This window comes from Agromyces zhanjiangensis (assembly GCF_040496055.1).
Lineage (GTDB): Bacteria > Actinomycetota > Actinomycetes > Actinomycetales > Microbacteriaceae > Agromyces > Agromyces zhanjiangensis.
On sequence record NZ_JBEPKB010000001.1, the window covers coordinates 397,885 to 413,871 of the forward strand.

Below are 15,987 nucleotides of genomic sequence, written 5' to 3' on the forward strand. Positions count from 1 at the left end.
GGCCGAACTCAGGCCATCCGCACCACCACGCTCCCGCGCTTCCGCCCGGTGTCGACGTAGCGGTGCGCCTCGGCGATGTCGTCGAGGTCGTAGGTGCAGTCGATGACGGCGCGGAGGTCGCCCGACTCGGCGAGCGCGGTGAGCCGCGCCATCCCCTCGGCGCCCATCGGGCCACCCGCTTGGTTCACGAGGATGCCGCGGCGACGCGGCCGCAGCGCGGCGCCGATCATGCCGGCGAGGTCGGCGATCACGAGCAGCAGCGCCCCGCCCGGGCGGATGAGGTGCGCGACGCGGCCGAACGGCGCGTTGCCGACGCACTCGACGATCACGTCGTAGCGGGGCGCATCGCCGGGCGCGGCGGCCGCGAAGTCCTCGCGGGTGTAGTCGACGACCTGCGCGGCACCGAGCGAACGGACCAGCTCGGCGTTCCCGCCGCTGGTGACGGCGGTGACGCGCGCGCCGCGGCGGGCCGCGAGCTGCACGACCGCCGTGCCGACGGCTCCGGATGCGCCGTTCACGAGCACCTCGGTGCCGGGGCCGACGTCGACCAGGTCGAGGTAGCGCAGCGCGGTGTGCCCGCCGAAGACGACGGCCGCGGCCTCCTCGAACGAGAGGTTCGCGGGCTTCCGTACGACCTCGCCGCCCTCGGGCACGGTCACGAACTCGGCGTGGCAGCCGAAGCGCGCGCCGCGCATCAGGATCACCTCGTCGCCGGGCGCGTAGCGCGTGACCGCCGGACCGACGGCCTCGACGACGCCCGACGCCTCCATGCCCAGGATCGCGTGCTTCGGGCGGCGGAAGCCGATCGCGGGGCCGACGACGAGACCGAGCCCGCGAGGCACCTCGCGCGTGCGCAGGCGGTGGTCGGCGATGCTCACCGTCGAGGCGTGCACGCGGACGAGCAGCTCGTCGGCGGCCGGCTCCGGTCGCGGCCGGTCCGTGACCGCGACGGTCTCGGGGCCCCCGAATCGGTCGACGACGGCCGCTCGCATCGTGCGGGTGTCGGTGGTGGTCATGATCGCTCCCTTACCTTGTAAGTCTTACGTCGTAAGATACGCGTCGATCCCTGCCGTGTCCATACCCCGGAGCGAGAAACCTCACGTTGTAAGGTGAACAGATGGGGCCGAAGACTGCAGAAGCGCGAACGCGCACGCCGCTCACGCGTGAGCGCGTGCTGCAGGCCGCGTCCGACCTCGCCGACCGCGACGGACTCGAGGCCCTCACCATGCGCGCGCTGGCCGAGTCGCTCGGCGTCGAGGCGATGTCGATCTACTACCACCTGCCCAACAAGGACGCGATCCTCGACGGCGTCGTCGAGCTGACGTTCACCGAGATCGCGGCCGAGGCACCGGGACGGCGCGACGAACCGGCGCAGGCGGATGACGCGAGGTGGGCCGCCGCCGTCCGTGAGCGCATCCTCGGGGCGCGCCGCGTGCTGCTGCGGCATCCGTGGGCCCCTGTCGTCATCGACCAGCGGAAGTCGTTCTCGCCCGCGATGGCGACGCACGTCGACGGCATCGTCGGCATCATGCGCGAGGCGGGGATGTCGCACGACCTCATCCACCACTCGCTCCACGCGATCGGCAACCGCATCTACGGATACGTGCAGGAGCTCTCCGACGACGGGCAGGCCCCGCCGCCCGGGCAGCTCGAGCAGATGCGGTCGTTCGCGCCGCACCTCGCCGCGATGCTCGCCGAGGTCGCCCACGTCGACCTCGAGTCGACGCTCGGCTGGTGCGACGACCAGACCGAGTTCGAGTTCGGGCTCGACCTGCTGCTCGAGGGGATCGAGCGTCGGCGGCTCGCCGAGGCCGCCGCGTAGCGCTCACCGGGCGAGCGGTTCGCGAGCGGCGGCGTGGGCTGGTCCACCCTGATCCCCCGGCGTACGTTTGGAAGGGAACGAGGAGGTTCGCGTGAGCACCACCCGAGAGTCCACCGTCTCCCACGTCGATGAGCAGGAATCGCGAGCGGTCGCCGAGGCCGCACGCGAGCAGGAGTGGCGGAAGCCGAGCTTCGCCAAGGGCCTGTACCTGGGGCACTTCGACCTGTCGCTCATCCATCCGCACCCGAGGCCCGACGCCGAACGGGTCGACCGCGGCGAGACGTTCCTCGCCGACCTCGACGCGTTCCTGCGCACGGTCGACGGCGCCGAGATCGAGCGCGACGCCCGCATCCCCGACGCGGTCTTCCAGGGGCTCGCCGACCTCGGCGCGTTCGGCATGAAGATCCCCGTCGAGTACGGCGGGCTCGGCCTCGGCCAGAGCTACTACAACCACGCCCTCACGATGATCGGATCGGTCAACGCGAGCATCGGGGCCCTGCTGTCGGCGCACCAGTCCGTCGGCGTGCCCGAACCGCTCATGCTCGCCGGCACCGAGGAGCAGAAGCGGCGCTGGCTCCCGCGGTGCGCGGCCGGCGCGGTCAGCGCGTTCCTGCTCACCGAGCCCGAAGTCGGCTCCGACCCGGCCCGGCTGCGGGCGACGGCCGTCCCGAGCGAGGACGGCTCGGAGTACGTCCTCGACGGCACGAAGCTCTGGACGACCAACGGCGTCGTCGCGGAGCTCCTCGTCGTGATGGCACGCGTCCCGAAGTCCGATGGGCACCGCGGCGGCATCAGCGCGTTCATCGTCGAAGCGGATGCCCCGGGCATCACCGTGCACCGTCGGAACGCCTTCATGGGCCTCCGCGGCATCGAGAACGGGCTGACGTCGCTGACAGGCGTGCGCGTGCCGGCCGGGAACCTCGTCGGACGCGAGGGCGAGGGCCTGAAGATCGCGCTCACGACCCTGAACGCCGGCCGGCTCGCGATCCCGGCGATCTGCGCCGGCGCGGGCAAGTGGAGCCTGAAGATCGCGCGCGAGTGGTCGACGGCGCGCGTGCAGTGGGGGCACCCGGTGGGCGAGCACGCCGCGGTCGCGCACAAGGTCGCGTTCATCGCCGCCACCACGTTCGCCCTGGAGGCGGTCGTCGACCTCTCCGGCATGCTCGCCGACGAGGACCGCAAGGACATCCGCATCGAGGCCGCGCTCGCGAAGCTCTGGGCCTCGGAGATGGGATGGCGCATCGCCGACGAGCTCGTGCAGATCCGCGGCGGCCGCGGCTTCGAGACGGCCGAGTCGCTCCGGGCCCGCGGCGAGCGCGCCGTCGGCGCCGAGCAGCTGCTGCGCGACCTCCGCATCAACCGCATCTTCGAGGGCTCGACGGAGATCATGCACCTGCTCATCGCCCGCGAGGCCGTGGACGCACACCTCACGGCGGCGGGCGACCTCATCGACCCGAAGCTCGAGGTCGCCGATCGGTTGAAGGCGGCCGTCTCGGCGAGCGGCTTCTACGCACGCTGGCTACCGCAGCTCGTCGCCGGCAAGGGCGACCTGCCGACGGCCTACGACGAGTTCGGACCGCTCGCGACGCACCTGCGCTACGTCGAGCGCACGAGCCGCAAGCTCGCCCGCGCGACCTTCTACGGCATGGCGCGCTGGCAGGGCGGCCTCGAGCGCAAGCAGGGCTTCCTCGCTCGCGTCGTCGACATCGGCGCCGAGCTGTTCGCGGTCGCGGCCTCGTGCGTGCGCGCCGAGATGATCGGCGCCGACACCCCCGACCGGCGAAGGTCGGCCCAGCAGCTCGCCCACGCCTTCGCCGAGCAGTCCCGTCACCGCACCGATCGACTGCTCGACGAGCTCTGGGACAACACGGACACCACCGACGAGCGCCTCGCCTCGCGCGTGCTCGGCGGCGACTACGCCTGGCTCGAAGACGGGATCCTCGACCCGAGCGAGGGCACCGGTCCGTGGATCACCGAGGCGATCCCGGCGGACGCGATGGAGGACGTGCACCGACGGGTGGTCGGGTCGCCCGGCGACGCCTGAATCTCGGACGCGACGCGGACACCGCGTCGGGTTGCCGACCACAGCGCTTTCCGAGCGGACGCCGCTAGGCTCGCATGAGTCCACCGAGTCCTGGAGGCGTCGAGCACCCCGTGCCCAACCCTGTCGATGGTCCCCGACGCGTTCCCGCGTGTCCCGCCGAGGCACTGTCGTGACCGCGGCCCTCCTGCTCCTCCTCATCGGCATCGTGCTGACCGCCGCGATCATCGCCGCGAACGGCTACTTCGTCGCGCAGGAGTTCGCGTACATGTCCGTCGACCGCGCACGGCTGCGGGCGGCGGCCGAACAGGGCGATGCGGCTGCTGAACGCGCGCTCGCGGTCACCCGGCGCACGTCGTTCATGCTCTCGGGCGCACAGCTCGGGATCACGGTCACGGGCCTGCTCGCCGGGTACGTCGCCGAGCCGTTCATCGGCGAGTCGCTCGGAGCCCTGCTCGGCGGCGTCGGCGTGCCGCCGGCCGTCGGCGTCTCCATCGGCACCGTGCTCGCGCTCGCGCTCGCGACGGTCGCGCAGATGATCTTCGGCGAGCTGTTCCCCAAGAACCTCGCCATCGCGAACCCGGAACCGCTGGCGCGGGGCCTCGCCCGGTCGACGCAGGCCTACCTCGGCGTGTTCGGCTGGCTCATCACCCTGTTCGACGCGGCGTCCAACGCCGTGCTCCGCCTCATCCGCGTCGAGCCCGTGCACGACGTCGACTCGAGCGCCACCGCGGAGGACCTCGAGCACATCATCGACGACTCGCGGGCGAGCGGCGACCTCCCCGACGAGCTGTCGATCCTGCTCGATCGCATCCTCGACTTCCCGCGTCGCGACGTCGAGCACGCCATGGTCCCGCGGGTGCGCGTCGACGTCGTCGCGCCCGACACGCCGATCGCCGACCTGCGGACGATCATGGCGAGCGGGCACACGCGCTACCCGGTGATCGGCGACCGCGAGGAACCCATCGGCGTGGTGCACCTCGCCGACGTGATGCGCGCCGACCCGGAGGATCGTCGCGCGGTGCGCGACATCATGCGCGAGCCGCTCGTCGTGCCGACGCTGATGCCGCTGCCCGACGCGCTCGACGCCCTGACCGAGACCCGGAACGAGCTCGCGTGCGTCATCGACGAATACGGCGGCTTCAGCGGCGTCGTGACGATCGAGGACCTCGCGGAGGAGCTCGTCGGCGAGATCGCCGACGAGCACGACGTAGAGACGACCGCCGGTGCGGCCCGTGACGCGGACGGCGTCTGGGTCATGGACGGGGATGTCCACCTCGACGAGGTGGCGCGCATCATCGGCCGCGGGCTGCCGCGCGGCGACTACGAGACCATCGCGGGCCTCATGATCGCGGAGCTCCGCGATCTGCCGAGGCCGGGTCAGGTGGTGGACGTCGAACTTCCCGTCAGCGGTGCGGACCTCGCGGAGCAGGACGAACCGGAGTCGGCGCGACTGCGCATCGAGGCCGCCGAGATCGATCGGCACGTGCCGTCCGTCGTGCGGGTCGCCCTCATCGAGCCGGAGGCCGAGCGATGAACCCCTGGATCGTCATCCCGGTGACCGTCGGGCTCATCGTGCTCAGCGCCTTCTTCGTGATCATCGAGTTCGCCCTGATCGGGGCCCGACGCCACCGCCTGGAGCAGGACGCCGCCGGCAGCGCATCCGCCCGGGCGGCGCTGCGCGGGATGAACGAGCTCACCGTCATGCTCGCGGGAGCACAGCTCGGCATCACGGCCTCGACCTTCGCGCTCGGCGCGGTCACGAAGCCGGCGGTGGACGAGTGGCTCGGCCCGGTGTTCCTCGGGTGGGGCCTGCCGGAGTGGCTGGCCGGCGGAGCCGCATTCGCGCTGGCACTGCTCATCGTCACCTTCCTGCACCTCGTCGTCGGCGAGATGGCGCCGAAGTCGTGGGCGATCGCACATCCGGAGCGAGCCGCGAAGCTCATCGGCCTGCCCTCCCGCGGTTTCATCCGCATCTTCCGGCCGTTCCTGCTGTGGGTGAACCGGATCGCCAACGCACTCGTGGCGAGGACCGGGGTCGAGCCCGTCGATCGCGCGGCGGTCGGCGGGCGCGACGCCGACACCATCCGCAACCTCGTCGAGTACTCGACGCAGGTGGGCGTGCTCGAGCCCGAGCTGCGGTCGCAGATCACGGAGGTGATCGCGCTGCAGGAGCTCACCGTCGACGACATCACCAGGCCCGACGGCGCTCCGACCGCCGCACCGGCGGATGCGACGGTCGCCGACCTCCGCGAGGCGGCACTGGCATCCGGGCACCTGCGCATCCTCCTCGTCGACCGCACCGGTCGGATGGACGAGGTCGTGCACGTTCGCGACACCCTGCTCGCCGCCGACGGCGACCGCGCGGCCGACTTCGCGCGGCCCGCCTTCCGGGTCGACGCCGCGACCCCCGCCTACGAACTCCTCCGGCGCATGCGCGAGGAGCAGGTGCAGCTCGCCGTCGTGGAACGCGACGGCGAGCTGCTCGGCATCGTCACGCTGACCGACGTGATCCAACGCGTGCTGCCCGTCGCCGGGGACCTGCCCGAGAACCGGTGACCATCCGCGGGACGGCCGTTCCGCATCCGCGCCCCTCCGAACAGGACGGCGGGCCCGGCCGTCGTCCGGCCGGGCCCGCCGTGAGCCGAGCTCAGCGCTCTCCGCGCCTGGCGTGGATGTCGACGTCCTTGCTCTCCTTGGCGAGCAGCACGGCGCCCGCGCTCGCGGCGAGCACGACCATCCAGAAGACCGCGACCGGCCACGTCGCACCGAACCCGATCACGAGGCTCGTGGCGATGAGGGGCGAGAAGCCCGCGCCCACCGTCGAGGCCGACTGGTACGCCGCGGATGCCCCGGAGAAACGCAGTGCGGTGGGGAACTGCTCCGCGACGAAGGCGGCGATCGGCCCGTAGACCATGCCCTGCACGAGTCCGTTGCCCAGGATGATCGCGATCGCGAAGCCCCACACGGTGCCGGTCTGGAGCAGCGTGATGATCGGCAGCGCGAGCACGATGCCCAGCGCGCAGCCGGCGACGATCATCGTGCGACGCCCCAGTCGGTCGCTGGCCTTCGCCGCGAGGATGGAGACGACGACCGTCACGACCGCGGCGGTCGCCTTCCAGTTGAGGACTCCGGTGGGGTCGGCGCCGCTCCCCACCGCCTCCGAGACGCCCCAGACCGTCATGAGTCCCTGCGAGGTGGTGAACGAGAGCACCGCGACGAACGCGATGATCACCGCGCGCCAGTGGTTGCGCAGCACGTCGAGGATCGGAACGCGGCGGCGGGCGCCGATCTGCTCCAACTGCTGGAACATCGGGGTCTCGGCGACGCGGAGGCGGATGACGAGGCCGACGGCGACGAGCGCGATGCTGAACAGGAACGGCACGCGCCATCCCCAGGTGAGGAACTGGTCCTCCGGCAGCAGCGAGAAGAAGCTCAGCATGAGCGTCGCGAGGACGGCACCCACCGGGCCGCCCGCGTTCGCGAAGCTCGCCGCGAGTCCGCGGTGCTGCTTCGGCGCGTGCTCGAGGGCGACGAGGATGGCGCCGCCCCACTCTCCGCCGACGGAGACGCCCTGCACGATCCGGAGCAGCACGAGGAGGATCGGCGCGATGATGCCGACCGACTCGGTCGGCGGCAGCAGGCCCATGATCGTCGAGGCGACGCCCATGAGGAGCATCGTCAGGATCAGCACGACCTTGCGGCCGCGCGTGTCGCCGAAGTGCCCGAAGACGATGCCGCCGAGCGGCCGCGCGAGGTAGCCGACGGCGAAGGTCGCGAACGAGGCGAACGTGGCGAAGGCGGGACCGAGGCCGGCGAAGAACACCTGGCCGAACACGAGGCTCGCCGCCGTCGCGTAGAGGATGAAGTCGTAGAACTCGATCATGCTGCCCATGAAGCTCGACGCGATGATGCGTCGCATGTCCTTCGTGGTCATCGACAGCTGCGTGCCGTCGGCCGCGGTGGTCGGCATCGTCGTCTCGTGGGGTGCGGTGCGGGTGATCTGGGTCATCGTCGACCTCTCTGTCTCAGTGTGTCACGGCGTGCGGGCGCGGTCAGGCCGCGAGCACGCGCTCCCGGGCGAAGGAGATGCGGGCGAGGTCGTCGGGGACGAGGACCTCGAGGTCGGCTCCGGCGGCGGCGCGGAGCCAGGCGTCCGTGGGCAGGTGCCCCGGGACGAGGTGGTGCAGGGCGAGGCGACGCGCGCCGGCCTCCTGAGCCAGGGCGATCGCCTCCTCGACGCTGGTGTGCGACTTCCGGTGGTGGTCGATCGAGGCGCGCGAGGTCTCGTCCTCGCGCGATCCGTAGGCCTCGGCGACCCACTCGAAGCTGATGGCCTCGTGCAGGAGCAGGTCGACGTCGGCGGCGAGCCGGACGGTGTTCGCGCACGGCGCGGTGTCGCCGGAGATCGCGACCGAGCCCTCGTCGGTCGTGAACCGGAACGCGAAGGCGGGCGCGATCGGCGGATGCTGCACGAGGATCGCGTCGACGCGCACGCGGTCGTCCTCGAAGACGGTGAAGGGGTCCATGTCGGGCGTCGGGGCGTCGTTCGGGTGGTACCCGATGCCGGCGGGGATCGCGATGTCGCGCGCGTCGAACAGATCCATCGGCGACGGCCGCAGCGCGTCGAGCACGCGGTCGTTGAGGTCGGTGGCCTGCGCCTCCATCAGGAGCCGGAACAGGTCGGCGGTGCCGGGCGTCGGCAGGTGCGGGGCGACCGGCCGCGGCGGCACGGTCGCGCGCGGCGAGACGGGCGGCAGCGCACCGCGATCGCCGGGGCCGATGATCGGGATCGGCGCGCCCTCCCCGCTCAGCCCGAACATGCCGAACAGCGCGAGGTTCGCGAGGTCGGTGGTGTGGTCGGAGTGGAGGTGCGTGAGGAAGATGCCGCCGAGCTGGTCCATCCGGAACCCCGCGCGGGTGAACTGGCGTCCGGCGCCGAGGCCGGCGTCGACCAGGTAGACGCGGTCGCCGACGGCGACGGCCGTCGAGATGCCGAACCGGGAGTGCGCGTCGATCGGCGTCCACCAGCGCGGACCCCCTGCGGTCCCCAGGGTGACGATGCGGTGCTCGGTCTCGGTCATGCGGTGTCTCCTTCGACGTGCCTGATGAGACCATCGTCGGCGGCGCATAATGTTCTGTACAGCGGAGGTTTTCGAAGGTCTTCATAAGGAGAACCGATGAATGGCGTGACGGTCCGACAGCTCGAGTACTTCGTGGCCGCGGCCGACCTCGGCACGCTGAGCGCCGCGGCCGAGCGGTGCCGCGCCTCGCAGGCCGCGGTGTCGACGGGCCTCGCCGAGATGGAGCGCACGCTCGGCCTCCAGGTGCTCGTGCGGCGCCCGGCCAAGGGGGTCGTCCTCACCCGCCCCGGCGAGCGGATGCTGCCCGTCGCGCGCCGCATCATCGACGACCTCGACGAGCTCGCGCAACTCGCCGGCGCGGAGCAGGACGAGGTGGCAGGTCCGCTCCGCGTCGCCTGCACGGTCGCCCTGTCGCCGCGCGTCCTGCCCCCGCTGGCGGAGGCGTTCGCCGAGCGGCATCCGCGCGTCGAGCTCGACCTCGTCGACGGGCTCGCGAGCGAGGTGCAGGAGCTGGTCCGCGCGGGTACGGCGGATGCCGCGCTGCTCTACCGGCGGCAGCTCGCGCCGGGCCTGGCTGCCCGCACCATCCGCTCCCTCGCGCCCTACGCGGTGCTCCCCGAGGGGCATCCGCTCGCCCAGGCCGACGACGTCGCCTTGGCCGACCTCGCCGACGAACGCCTCATCCTCGTGCAGCCCGCGGGCTCGCGCGGCGTGATCGAGACGCTCATCGAGGAGGCCGGCGTCGTGCCGCGCGCCGGCTGGGCGTTCGCGAACCCCGAGACCGTGCGCGCGATGGTCGCCCGCGGCCTCGGCTACTCGGTGTTCAGCGGCCGCCCGCGCGGCACCCAGAGCTTCGACGGGCGGCACGTCGCGTACGTCCGCGTCCGCGATGCGGTCGAGCCCAACGACGTGGTCCTCGCGATGCCGCACGGGCAGCGGCGCACCGCGCGGCTCGACGCCCTGGTCGGGCTCCTCGGCGAGGCGGGCATGCAGGAGGCGATGGGCTGAGGAGCCCACCGCCTCCCGCCGTTCACCCCTTCAGCCCGGTCTGGGCGAGCCCCTCGACGAACTGCTTCTGCGCGAAGACGAACACGACGAGCACGGGCAGCGCGGTCATGGCCGCCGCGGCGAGCTGGATGTTCCACATCTCGCCGCCGTACGCGTCGGTGTAGCGCGTGAGCGCCTGCGGCAGCGTGAAGAGCTCGGGCGTCTGCAGGTAGACGGTGGGTTCGAGGTAGAGGTTCCACACGTTGAGGAACGTGAAGATCGCGACCGCCGCGAGCGCCGACCGGCTGAGCGGCAGGGCGATGCTCCAGTAGATGCGCCAGCGCCCGAGGCCGTCGATGCGCCCCGCCTCCTCGAGCTCGACCGGGAGCGTGATGAAGTACTGCCGCATGATGAACGTCGCGAGCACGCTCGGCGCGCCGAAGGTCGTGACGAGCAGCAGCGGCCAGTGGGTGTCGATCATGCCCCACGAGTTGAACATCTGGAACAGCGGCACGATCGTGACCTCGCTCGGGATGAGCAGCCCCGTGAGCACTACCACGAAGAGCACGTTCTGGCCGGGGAAGCGGATGCGCGCGAACGCGTAGCCCGCCATCGACGAGAACAGCATCGTGCCGAGGGTCACCAGGATCGCGATGTACATCGAGTTGAAGTACTGCTCGGCGAACGGCTGCTCGGTGAAGGCGCCCACGTAGCCGTCGAGCGTCGGGTTCGACGGCCACAGCTCAGGCGGGAACGCGAAGATCTCGCTGATCGGCTTGAACGACGAGGTGACCATCCACCAGGTCGGGAAGACGAACGGCACGGCGAGCAGGCAGAGCACGCCGTAGAAGACGACGTTGCGCCATGGGCTGCGGGGGCGACGTCCGGCGGGGCGGTGGGTCGGGGCGTCGACGGATGCCGCGCCGAGCGGCGGCACCACCGGCACGGCCGGCTCCGCCTCGTGCCGTTCGCGGAGGGCGACGGACTCAGTTCTCATAGAAGACCCACCTCCTGCGCAGCTGCCACTGCGCGATGGTCAGCACCAGCACGATGCCGAAGAGCAGGATGGCCAGGGTCGATCCGTAGCCGAAGTGATGGAAGTCGAAGGCCTGCTGCACCAGGTAGTAGACGAGCACGGTCGTCGAGATGCCCGGGCCGCCCTGCGTGAGGACCGCGATCTGGGCGAACACCTGCAGCGAGCCGACGATCGTGATGATCGAGGTGAGCAGGATCGTCGGCGAGATGAGCGGCACCGTGATGCGCCAGAACAGCTGGCGATCGGAGGCGCCGTCCATCCGCGCGGCCTCCTGGATCTCCTGGGGCACGCCCTGGAGGGCGGCGAGGAAGAGGACCATGTTGAGGCCGACGTTCTTGAAGACCTGGACGACGATGACGGAGGCCATGGCGGTGGGGCCCTCGCGCAGCCAGTTCGGCCCGTCGATGCCGACGAGCTGCAGCAGGCCGTTGATGCCGCCGTTGTCCTGCATGAGGAACGACCACACGATGGTCCAGGCGACGAGCGAGACCACGACGGGCGAGAAGAAGATCGTGCGGAACGCGGTCATTCCGCGGACCTTGCGGTTCAGCAGGACCGCGAGCAGGAGCGCGAGCGCCAGGTTGCACACGACCAGCCCGATCGAGAAGACCGCGGTGGCCTGGAGCACCGGAGCGAGCTTCGGGTCGGCGACGAGCTTCTCGAAGTTCTCGAGCCCGACCCAGCGGAACGTGCCGGCGAGGACGTTCCACTCGTGGAACGAGTACCAGAAGATGAGCCCGAGCGGCAGCAGGACGAAGAGCCCGATGCCGAGCACCTGCGGTGCGACGAACAGGTACCCGGCGAGCGCGTCGCGCGCCCGGTACGAGGGCACGAGGCGTCGCCGCTGCGGCGCGGGGGCGACCCCGGGCCGGGCCTGGGCCCGACCCGGAGTCGTCGTGGTGGTGGCCATGGAGGGAGTCGCCTTCCTCAGCCCAGCAGGGGGTCGATCGCGGTGCAGGTGTCGGCGAGCGTACCGGGGATGTCGGCGTCCGCCACCCAGAGGGCGTCGAGCGAGCTGCGGACCTCCTGGCCGATCTCGGCCGAGTCGGTGTGGCTCGGCCGGGTGACGCCGATCTCGATGCCGGGGATCACCACGTCCTCGATCTGCTCGGGGGTGAGCGTCGGGTTGGTGGCGGCGAGCGTCTCGACGTTCAGCTGCGAGACGCGGGGCGGCGGGAAGTACTGCGCGAGCTGCTGCGAGTTCTCGGGGTTCGTGAAGAACGCGAGGAAGTCGGCCGCGGCATCCGCATGCGCACCCGACGCCATGACGCCGATGCCGGCCTGGCCGACCATCGAGTACTCGCCCACCGGGCCCTCGGGCAGCGACAGCAGGTCCCAGGCGAAGCTGCCGTCGAGCAGCGACGCACGCGAGATCTGGGTCACGGTGAACGCCGACTCGCCCGCGAAGAAGTCCGCGGTGGTGCCGGGGCCGGGCATCGACTGGGCGTCGAAGGCGGCGTCGTGCAGGAACTCGAACGCGTCGACCATCTCGGGCGCGTCGAAGGTGCACTGCGTGCCGTCCTCGCTCCAGGGCGCGGCGCCCCAGCCCATCCACACCGAGGCGAGGTTGTCCCACGTGGTGTAGTCGAAGTCGCGGATGACGAAGCCGGCCTTGCCGGTGGCCTCGTGCACCGCGGCGCCCGCCTCGGAGACGCCCTCCCAGTTCCAGTCGCCGTTCGCCTGCATCTCGGCGGCGGTCGGCAGGCCGGCCTCGGCGAGCAGGTCGTCGTTGGTGAACATCACGAACGGCGACGTCGAGAACGGGTAGGCGACGAGGGCGCCCGAGTCGTCGTGCCAGAGCGCGGTGGCGCTCTCCGAGAGGTCGTCGAAGCCGTAGTCCGGGTCGGCCTCGAGCGTCTCGTCGAGCGGGAGCAGCGCACCCGAGTCGACGAAGTCGGGGGCGGCGTTCTCGAGGATCCACGCCAGGTCGGGGGCGGAGCCGCCGGCGATCTGGGTCGTCACGGTCGAGGTGTAGTCCTCGAACGGGAGCGGGTCGAAGGTGACCTCGGTCACCTCCGGGTGCTCCTCCATGTACGCCTCGGCGATGGAGTCGAACAGGGCGAGGTGGTCCTCGTTCGAGGTCCACACGGTCATCCGCAGCTCGATGTCCTCCGACTCGGATGACGCCCCGCCTCCGGAGCACGACGACAGGGCCATCGCCGCGACCGACGCGAGCGCGAGACCCGTCAGCACCCTTGCTGATCTCATGGTGGTTTCTCCTAGTATCCGGAGACGCCGTGCGGCCAGTGCAGCTCGACGCCTCGCTGTGTGAGCAGGGACTGGAACTCCTCGAGGAGCCCAGGGGTGGTGCGGATCGCGCGGGGGCGGGACGCACGATCGAGGCAGAAGGCCGCGAGGCGGCCCGCCGCTTCGCCGATGTTCCACTCGACCGGGTGGAGCCGGAACGCTCCGTTGGTGATGTGGGTGGTACCGACGTTCTTGCCCGCCGGCAGGAGGTTCTCCAGCCGTCGGGGGATCAGGGCTCCGAGCGGGATCTCGAAGGGACGCGAGGGCAGGTCGAGGTAGTTGTCGCCGCCGCTGGAGGGGTGGAGGTCGATGCGGTACATGCCGACGCCGACGCTGTCGCCGAACACGGCCGGGCCGTCCTGGCCGGATGCCGCGATCGAGAGGTCGAGCTCGGTGACCGTGGTCTCGGCGAGGATGCGGCGCGACTCGCGGATGTAGGGCGCCATCGCGAGCCCGTCTGGCCCCTGCGTGAGGTCGGGCCGGAGCCGCAGCCCGGGGAATCCGGTGCCCCCGTCGGGCCTGGGCGCCTCGGTCTGCAGCCAGTACAGCATCGACAGGGACTGCTGCCGGGCCGCATGCTCGCGCTCCGCCCGCACCTCGTCCGGCACGTCGACGATCGTGCCGTCGACGTGGTCGATCATCGGCCAGTTCACGAGCACGACGTCGCTCGCGTACGCACCGGGCGTGAAGTTGCGACGCGCCACGATGCGGCGGAACGTCCAGAGCTCGCGGTCGCCGGCGTCCGCGCGCTGGTCGGCGACGAGGTCGCCGGGTGCGTCGTCGTTCGGCGTGAACGTGCGGGTGACGGTCTCCAGCGTGCGCGGGTCGGGCCCCGTGAGCGAGATCATCGGCGCGCCCCAGTACTCCGGCTGCGCCGTGCTCCACGCGTCGTACTGCTCGGGACGGTCGATCGTGTGGTCGCCGGCGACGTGGTCGACGACGAAGCACCAGCTGAACGCCTGCTGGTTGTCGGGCTGCGCCGCTTCGGGGGCGCTCGGCTCGCCCGTGTCGTGGCGTGACTCGAACCCGGTGACGTACTCGGCGCCCGTGAGCGGCAGCAGGTCGCCGAGCTCGGTCGCGTCGATGACGTAGTCGGCGCTCACCGTCGTCTCGTGCCCGTCGTCGAGTCCACGCAGGGTGACGGACTCGACGCGGTCGCCGTCGACCTGCGCCGCCACCGGCACGGCCGGCTGGAGGATCCGGAGTCGCCCGGTCGCGCGGTACGGCGCGAGCATCGACTCGAGCACCGCGACGCCGACGAGCGGCTCGGCGCAGATCCGGCCGACGAGGCCGGCGCCGGGGTTCAGGTGCGGGTCCTCGCGCGCGGCAGCCGTCAGCGGGTAGTGCCGCCGGTAGTAGTCGCGGATGCCGTCGCGGAGGGCACGGTAGCGGGCCGTCGCCCCGAAGGACTCGATCCAGGTGTGCTCGTCCATCGGCACTCCCTGGCTCGTGAGCTGGCCGCCGAGCCAGCGGTACTCCTCGCTGAGGACGACCGAGCGGCCGGCCTCGAGCGCGCCGAGCGCGGCGGCGACCCCGCCCAGGCCTCCGCCCACGACCAGCACGTCGGCGTGGAGCTCGCTCGCGGCACGGCCGGTCATGCGGCGTCCTCCGGGGCGACGAGGGTGGTGCCTGCGATCACGGGGCAGGCGAGCGTCTGGCGAAGCTCCTCGTCCGGCATGTCGTCGTGCGGGTCGAGGATGCGCGCGAGGAGGGTGGTCGCGGCACTCGCGAGCGCGCTCCGAGGCGGGCTGAGCCGGGTGAAGTCGCCCGAGTCGCCGTTCGCGCGGGCCGCGTCGCCGAGCACGATGAGCGAGAGCGTTCCAGGCACCTCGACGCCGGCCGCCGCGGCGAGCCCGCGCAGCCGCACGGCGGTCTCGTGGGTCTCGACCACGAGCACGGTCGCGCCCGCCGTGCGGACCTCGTCGAGCGCGGACCGCAGCGCCGCGTCATCCGCCCCGTCGACCGGCATCGCGAGCAGTTCCGCGGCGGCGACGGGACCACCCCGGCGCTCGAGTTCGCCGACGACGCCGGCGCGGCGGTCCATGACCGACTCGCCAGTGCTGTCGACGTGCACGTAGGCGAACCGCCGGTGGCCGAGCTCCCAGGCGCGACCGACGAGCTCGGCCGCGCCCTGCGCGTAGTCGATGGCCACGTAGGGCACGCCCTCGACCTCGCGACGACCGACGGCGACGAACGGGAAGCCGTCGGCGACGAGTCGCTCGAGCTCGACCGGGTCCATCTCGACGCCGAGCAGGAGGCATCCGTCGGCCAGCCGCAGGCGGTTGTTCTCGTGGAGGAGGCGCCGGGTGCCGTCGACCACCGGGGCGCTCGTGAAGAGCAGCAGGTCGCAGCCGAGCTCCTCCGCGGCCTCCTCGATGCCGCTGAGCAGCGGCGCGTAGAAGTCCTGGCTCTCGGTCGGGAACGCGGGCTCGTAGGTGAAGACGCCGAGGATCTTGTTGCCGAGGCCGGCGAGGCGTCGGGCGGCGGGATCGGCCACGTAGCCGGTCTCACGCAGCACTTGGAGCACGCGGTCGCGGGTCTCCTCGGGGATGCGTCCGGCTCCGTCGGCCTTGTCGTTCAGCACGAGCGAGACGGTCGCCTGGCTCACGCCGGCGAGTTCCGCGATGCGGCGCTGCGTGATGCGTCGCGGCGGGGTCTGGGAAGTCGTCATCGAGATCCTTCGGGTCTTGTCCTGCGGTGCTAATCCGCATTAGCGTAGACCGTACCGGATGCTAATACGGATTAGCAAGCCGGATGTCACAGAAGCCCC

13 protein-coding genes are annotated in these 15,987 nt (G+C 71.6%); 5 read left to right on the top strand and 8 right to left on the bottom strand.

Translation table 11 applies throughout. The features are described from left to right. Positions 1 to 8 precede the first annotated feature (8 nt). Positions 9 to 1,016 (bottom strand): NAD(P)-dependent alcohol dehydrogenase, encoded by a 1,008-nt coding sequence (locus ABME02_RS01930; RefSeq protein WP_353813578.1) that lies wholly within the window; start codon positions 1,014 to 1,016, stop codon positions 9 to 11. A gap of 101 nt (positions 1,017 to 1,117) precedes the next feature. On the opposite strand from ABME02_RS01930, the gene ABME02_RS01935 reads away from it, so the two are divergent. The 4 genes from ABME02_RS01935 to ABME02_RS01950 all read left to right on the top strand — a co-directional run bounded on the left by ABME02_RS01935 (position 1,118) and on the right by ABME02_RS01950 (position 6,422). Next, positions 1,118 to 1,822 carry a TetR/AcrR family transcriptional regulator gene (locus tag ABME02_RS01935; RefSeq protein WP_353813579.1) on the top strand — a complete coding sequence of 235 codons (705 nt, stop codon included), beginning with the start codon at positions 1,118 to 1,120 and terminating at the stop codon, positions 1,820 to 1,822. A 91-nt stretch (positions 1,823 to 1,913) separates the two neighbouring features. Then, positions 1,914 to 3,866 (top strand): acyl-CoA dehydrogenase family protein, encoded by a 1,953-nt coding sequence (locus ABME02_RS01940; protein ID WP_353813580.1) that lies wholly within the window; start codon positions 1,914 to 1,916, stop codon positions 3,864 to 3,866. 169 nt (positions 3,867 to 4,035) lie between these two features. Next, complete coding sequence (locus ABME02_RS01945; protein WP_353813581.1) at positions 4,036 to 5,400, top strand: hemolysin family protein; 1,365 nt, start codon at positions 4,036 to 4,038, stop codon at positions 5,398 to 5,400. After that, complete coding sequence (locus tag ABME02_RS01950) at positions 5,397 to 6,422, top strand: CNNM domain-containing protein (protein ID WP_353813582.1); 1,026 nt, start codon at positions 5,397 to 5,399, stop codon at positions 6,420 to 6,422. Before ABME02_RS01945 ends, ABME02_RS01950 begins: the two co-directional genes overlap by 4 nt. A gap of 91 nt (positions 6,423 to 6,513) precedes the next feature. On the opposite strand, the gene ABME02_RS01955 is transcribed toward ABME02_RS01950, so the two are convergent. Continuing rightward, positions 6,514 to 7,875, bottom strand: a complete 1,362-nt coding sequence (locus ABME02_RS01955; protein WP_353813583.1) for an MFS transporter — start codon at positions 7,873 to 7,875, stop codon at positions 6,514 to 6,516. Between the two features lie 43 nt (positions 7,876 to 7,918). Further along, on the bottom strand, positions 7,919 to 8,947 hold the full coding sequence (locus ABME02_RS01960; protein WP_353813584.1) for an MBL fold metallo-hydrolase: 1,029 nt from the start codon (positions 8,945 to 8,947) through the stop codon (positions 7,919 to 7,921). A 96-nt stretch (positions 8,948 to 9,043) separates the two neighbouring features. Between ABME02_RS01960 and ABME02_RS01965 the strand changes: the two genes are divergently transcribed. After that, positions 9,044 to 9,955: a LysR family transcriptional regulator gene (locus tag ABME02_RS01965; protein ID WP_353813586.1), complete on the top strand. Its 912-nt coding sequence runs from the start codon at positions 9,044 to 9,046 to the stop codon at positions 9,953 to 9,955. Between the two features lie 22 nt (positions 9,956 to 9,977). On the opposite strand, the gene ABME02_RS01970 is transcribed toward ABME02_RS01965, so the two are convergent. From ABME02_RS01970 to ABME02_RS01990, 5 genes are read right to left on the bottom strand one after another with little or no spacing between them, the layout of a single operon-like run. Continuing rightward, positions 9,978 to 10,931: a carbohydrate ABC transporter permease gene (locus ABME02_RS01970; RefSeq protein ID WP_353813587.1), complete on the bottom strand. Its 954-nt coding sequence runs from the start codon at positions 10,929 to 10,931 to the stop codon at positions 9,978 to 9,980. Beyond that, complete coding sequence (locus tag ABME02_RS01975) at positions 10,921 to 11,880, bottom strand: carbohydrate ABC transporter permease (RefSeq protein ID WP_353813588.1); 960 nt, start codon at positions 11,878 to 11,880, stop codon at positions 10,921 to 10,923. Before ABME02_RS01975 ends, ABME02_RS01970 begins: the two co-directional genes overlap by 11 nt. Positions 11,881 to 11,897: 17 nt before the next feature. Continuing rightward, positions 11,898 to 13,178: an ABC transporter substrate-binding protein gene (locus ABME02_RS01980; protein ID WP_353813589.1), complete on the bottom strand. Its 1,281-nt coding sequence runs from the start codon at positions 13,176 to 13,178 to the stop codon at positions 11,898 to 11,900. Between the two features lie 11 nt (positions 13,179 to 13,189). Further along, on the bottom strand, positions 13,190 to 14,815 hold the full coding sequence (locus tag ABME02_RS01985) for an FAD-dependent oxidoreductase (protein ID WP_353813590.1): 1,626 nt from the start codon (positions 14,813 to 14,815) through the stop codon (positions 13,190 to 13,192). After that, entirely contained in the window at positions 14,812 to 15,888 is a 1,077-nt protein-coding gene (locus ABME02_RS01990) for a LacI family DNA-binding transcriptional regulator (protein ID WP_353813591.1), read from the bottom strand. Before ABME02_RS01990 ends, ABME02_RS01985 begins: the two co-directional genes overlap by 4 nt. Positions 15,889 to 15,987 lie beyond the last annotated feature (99 nt).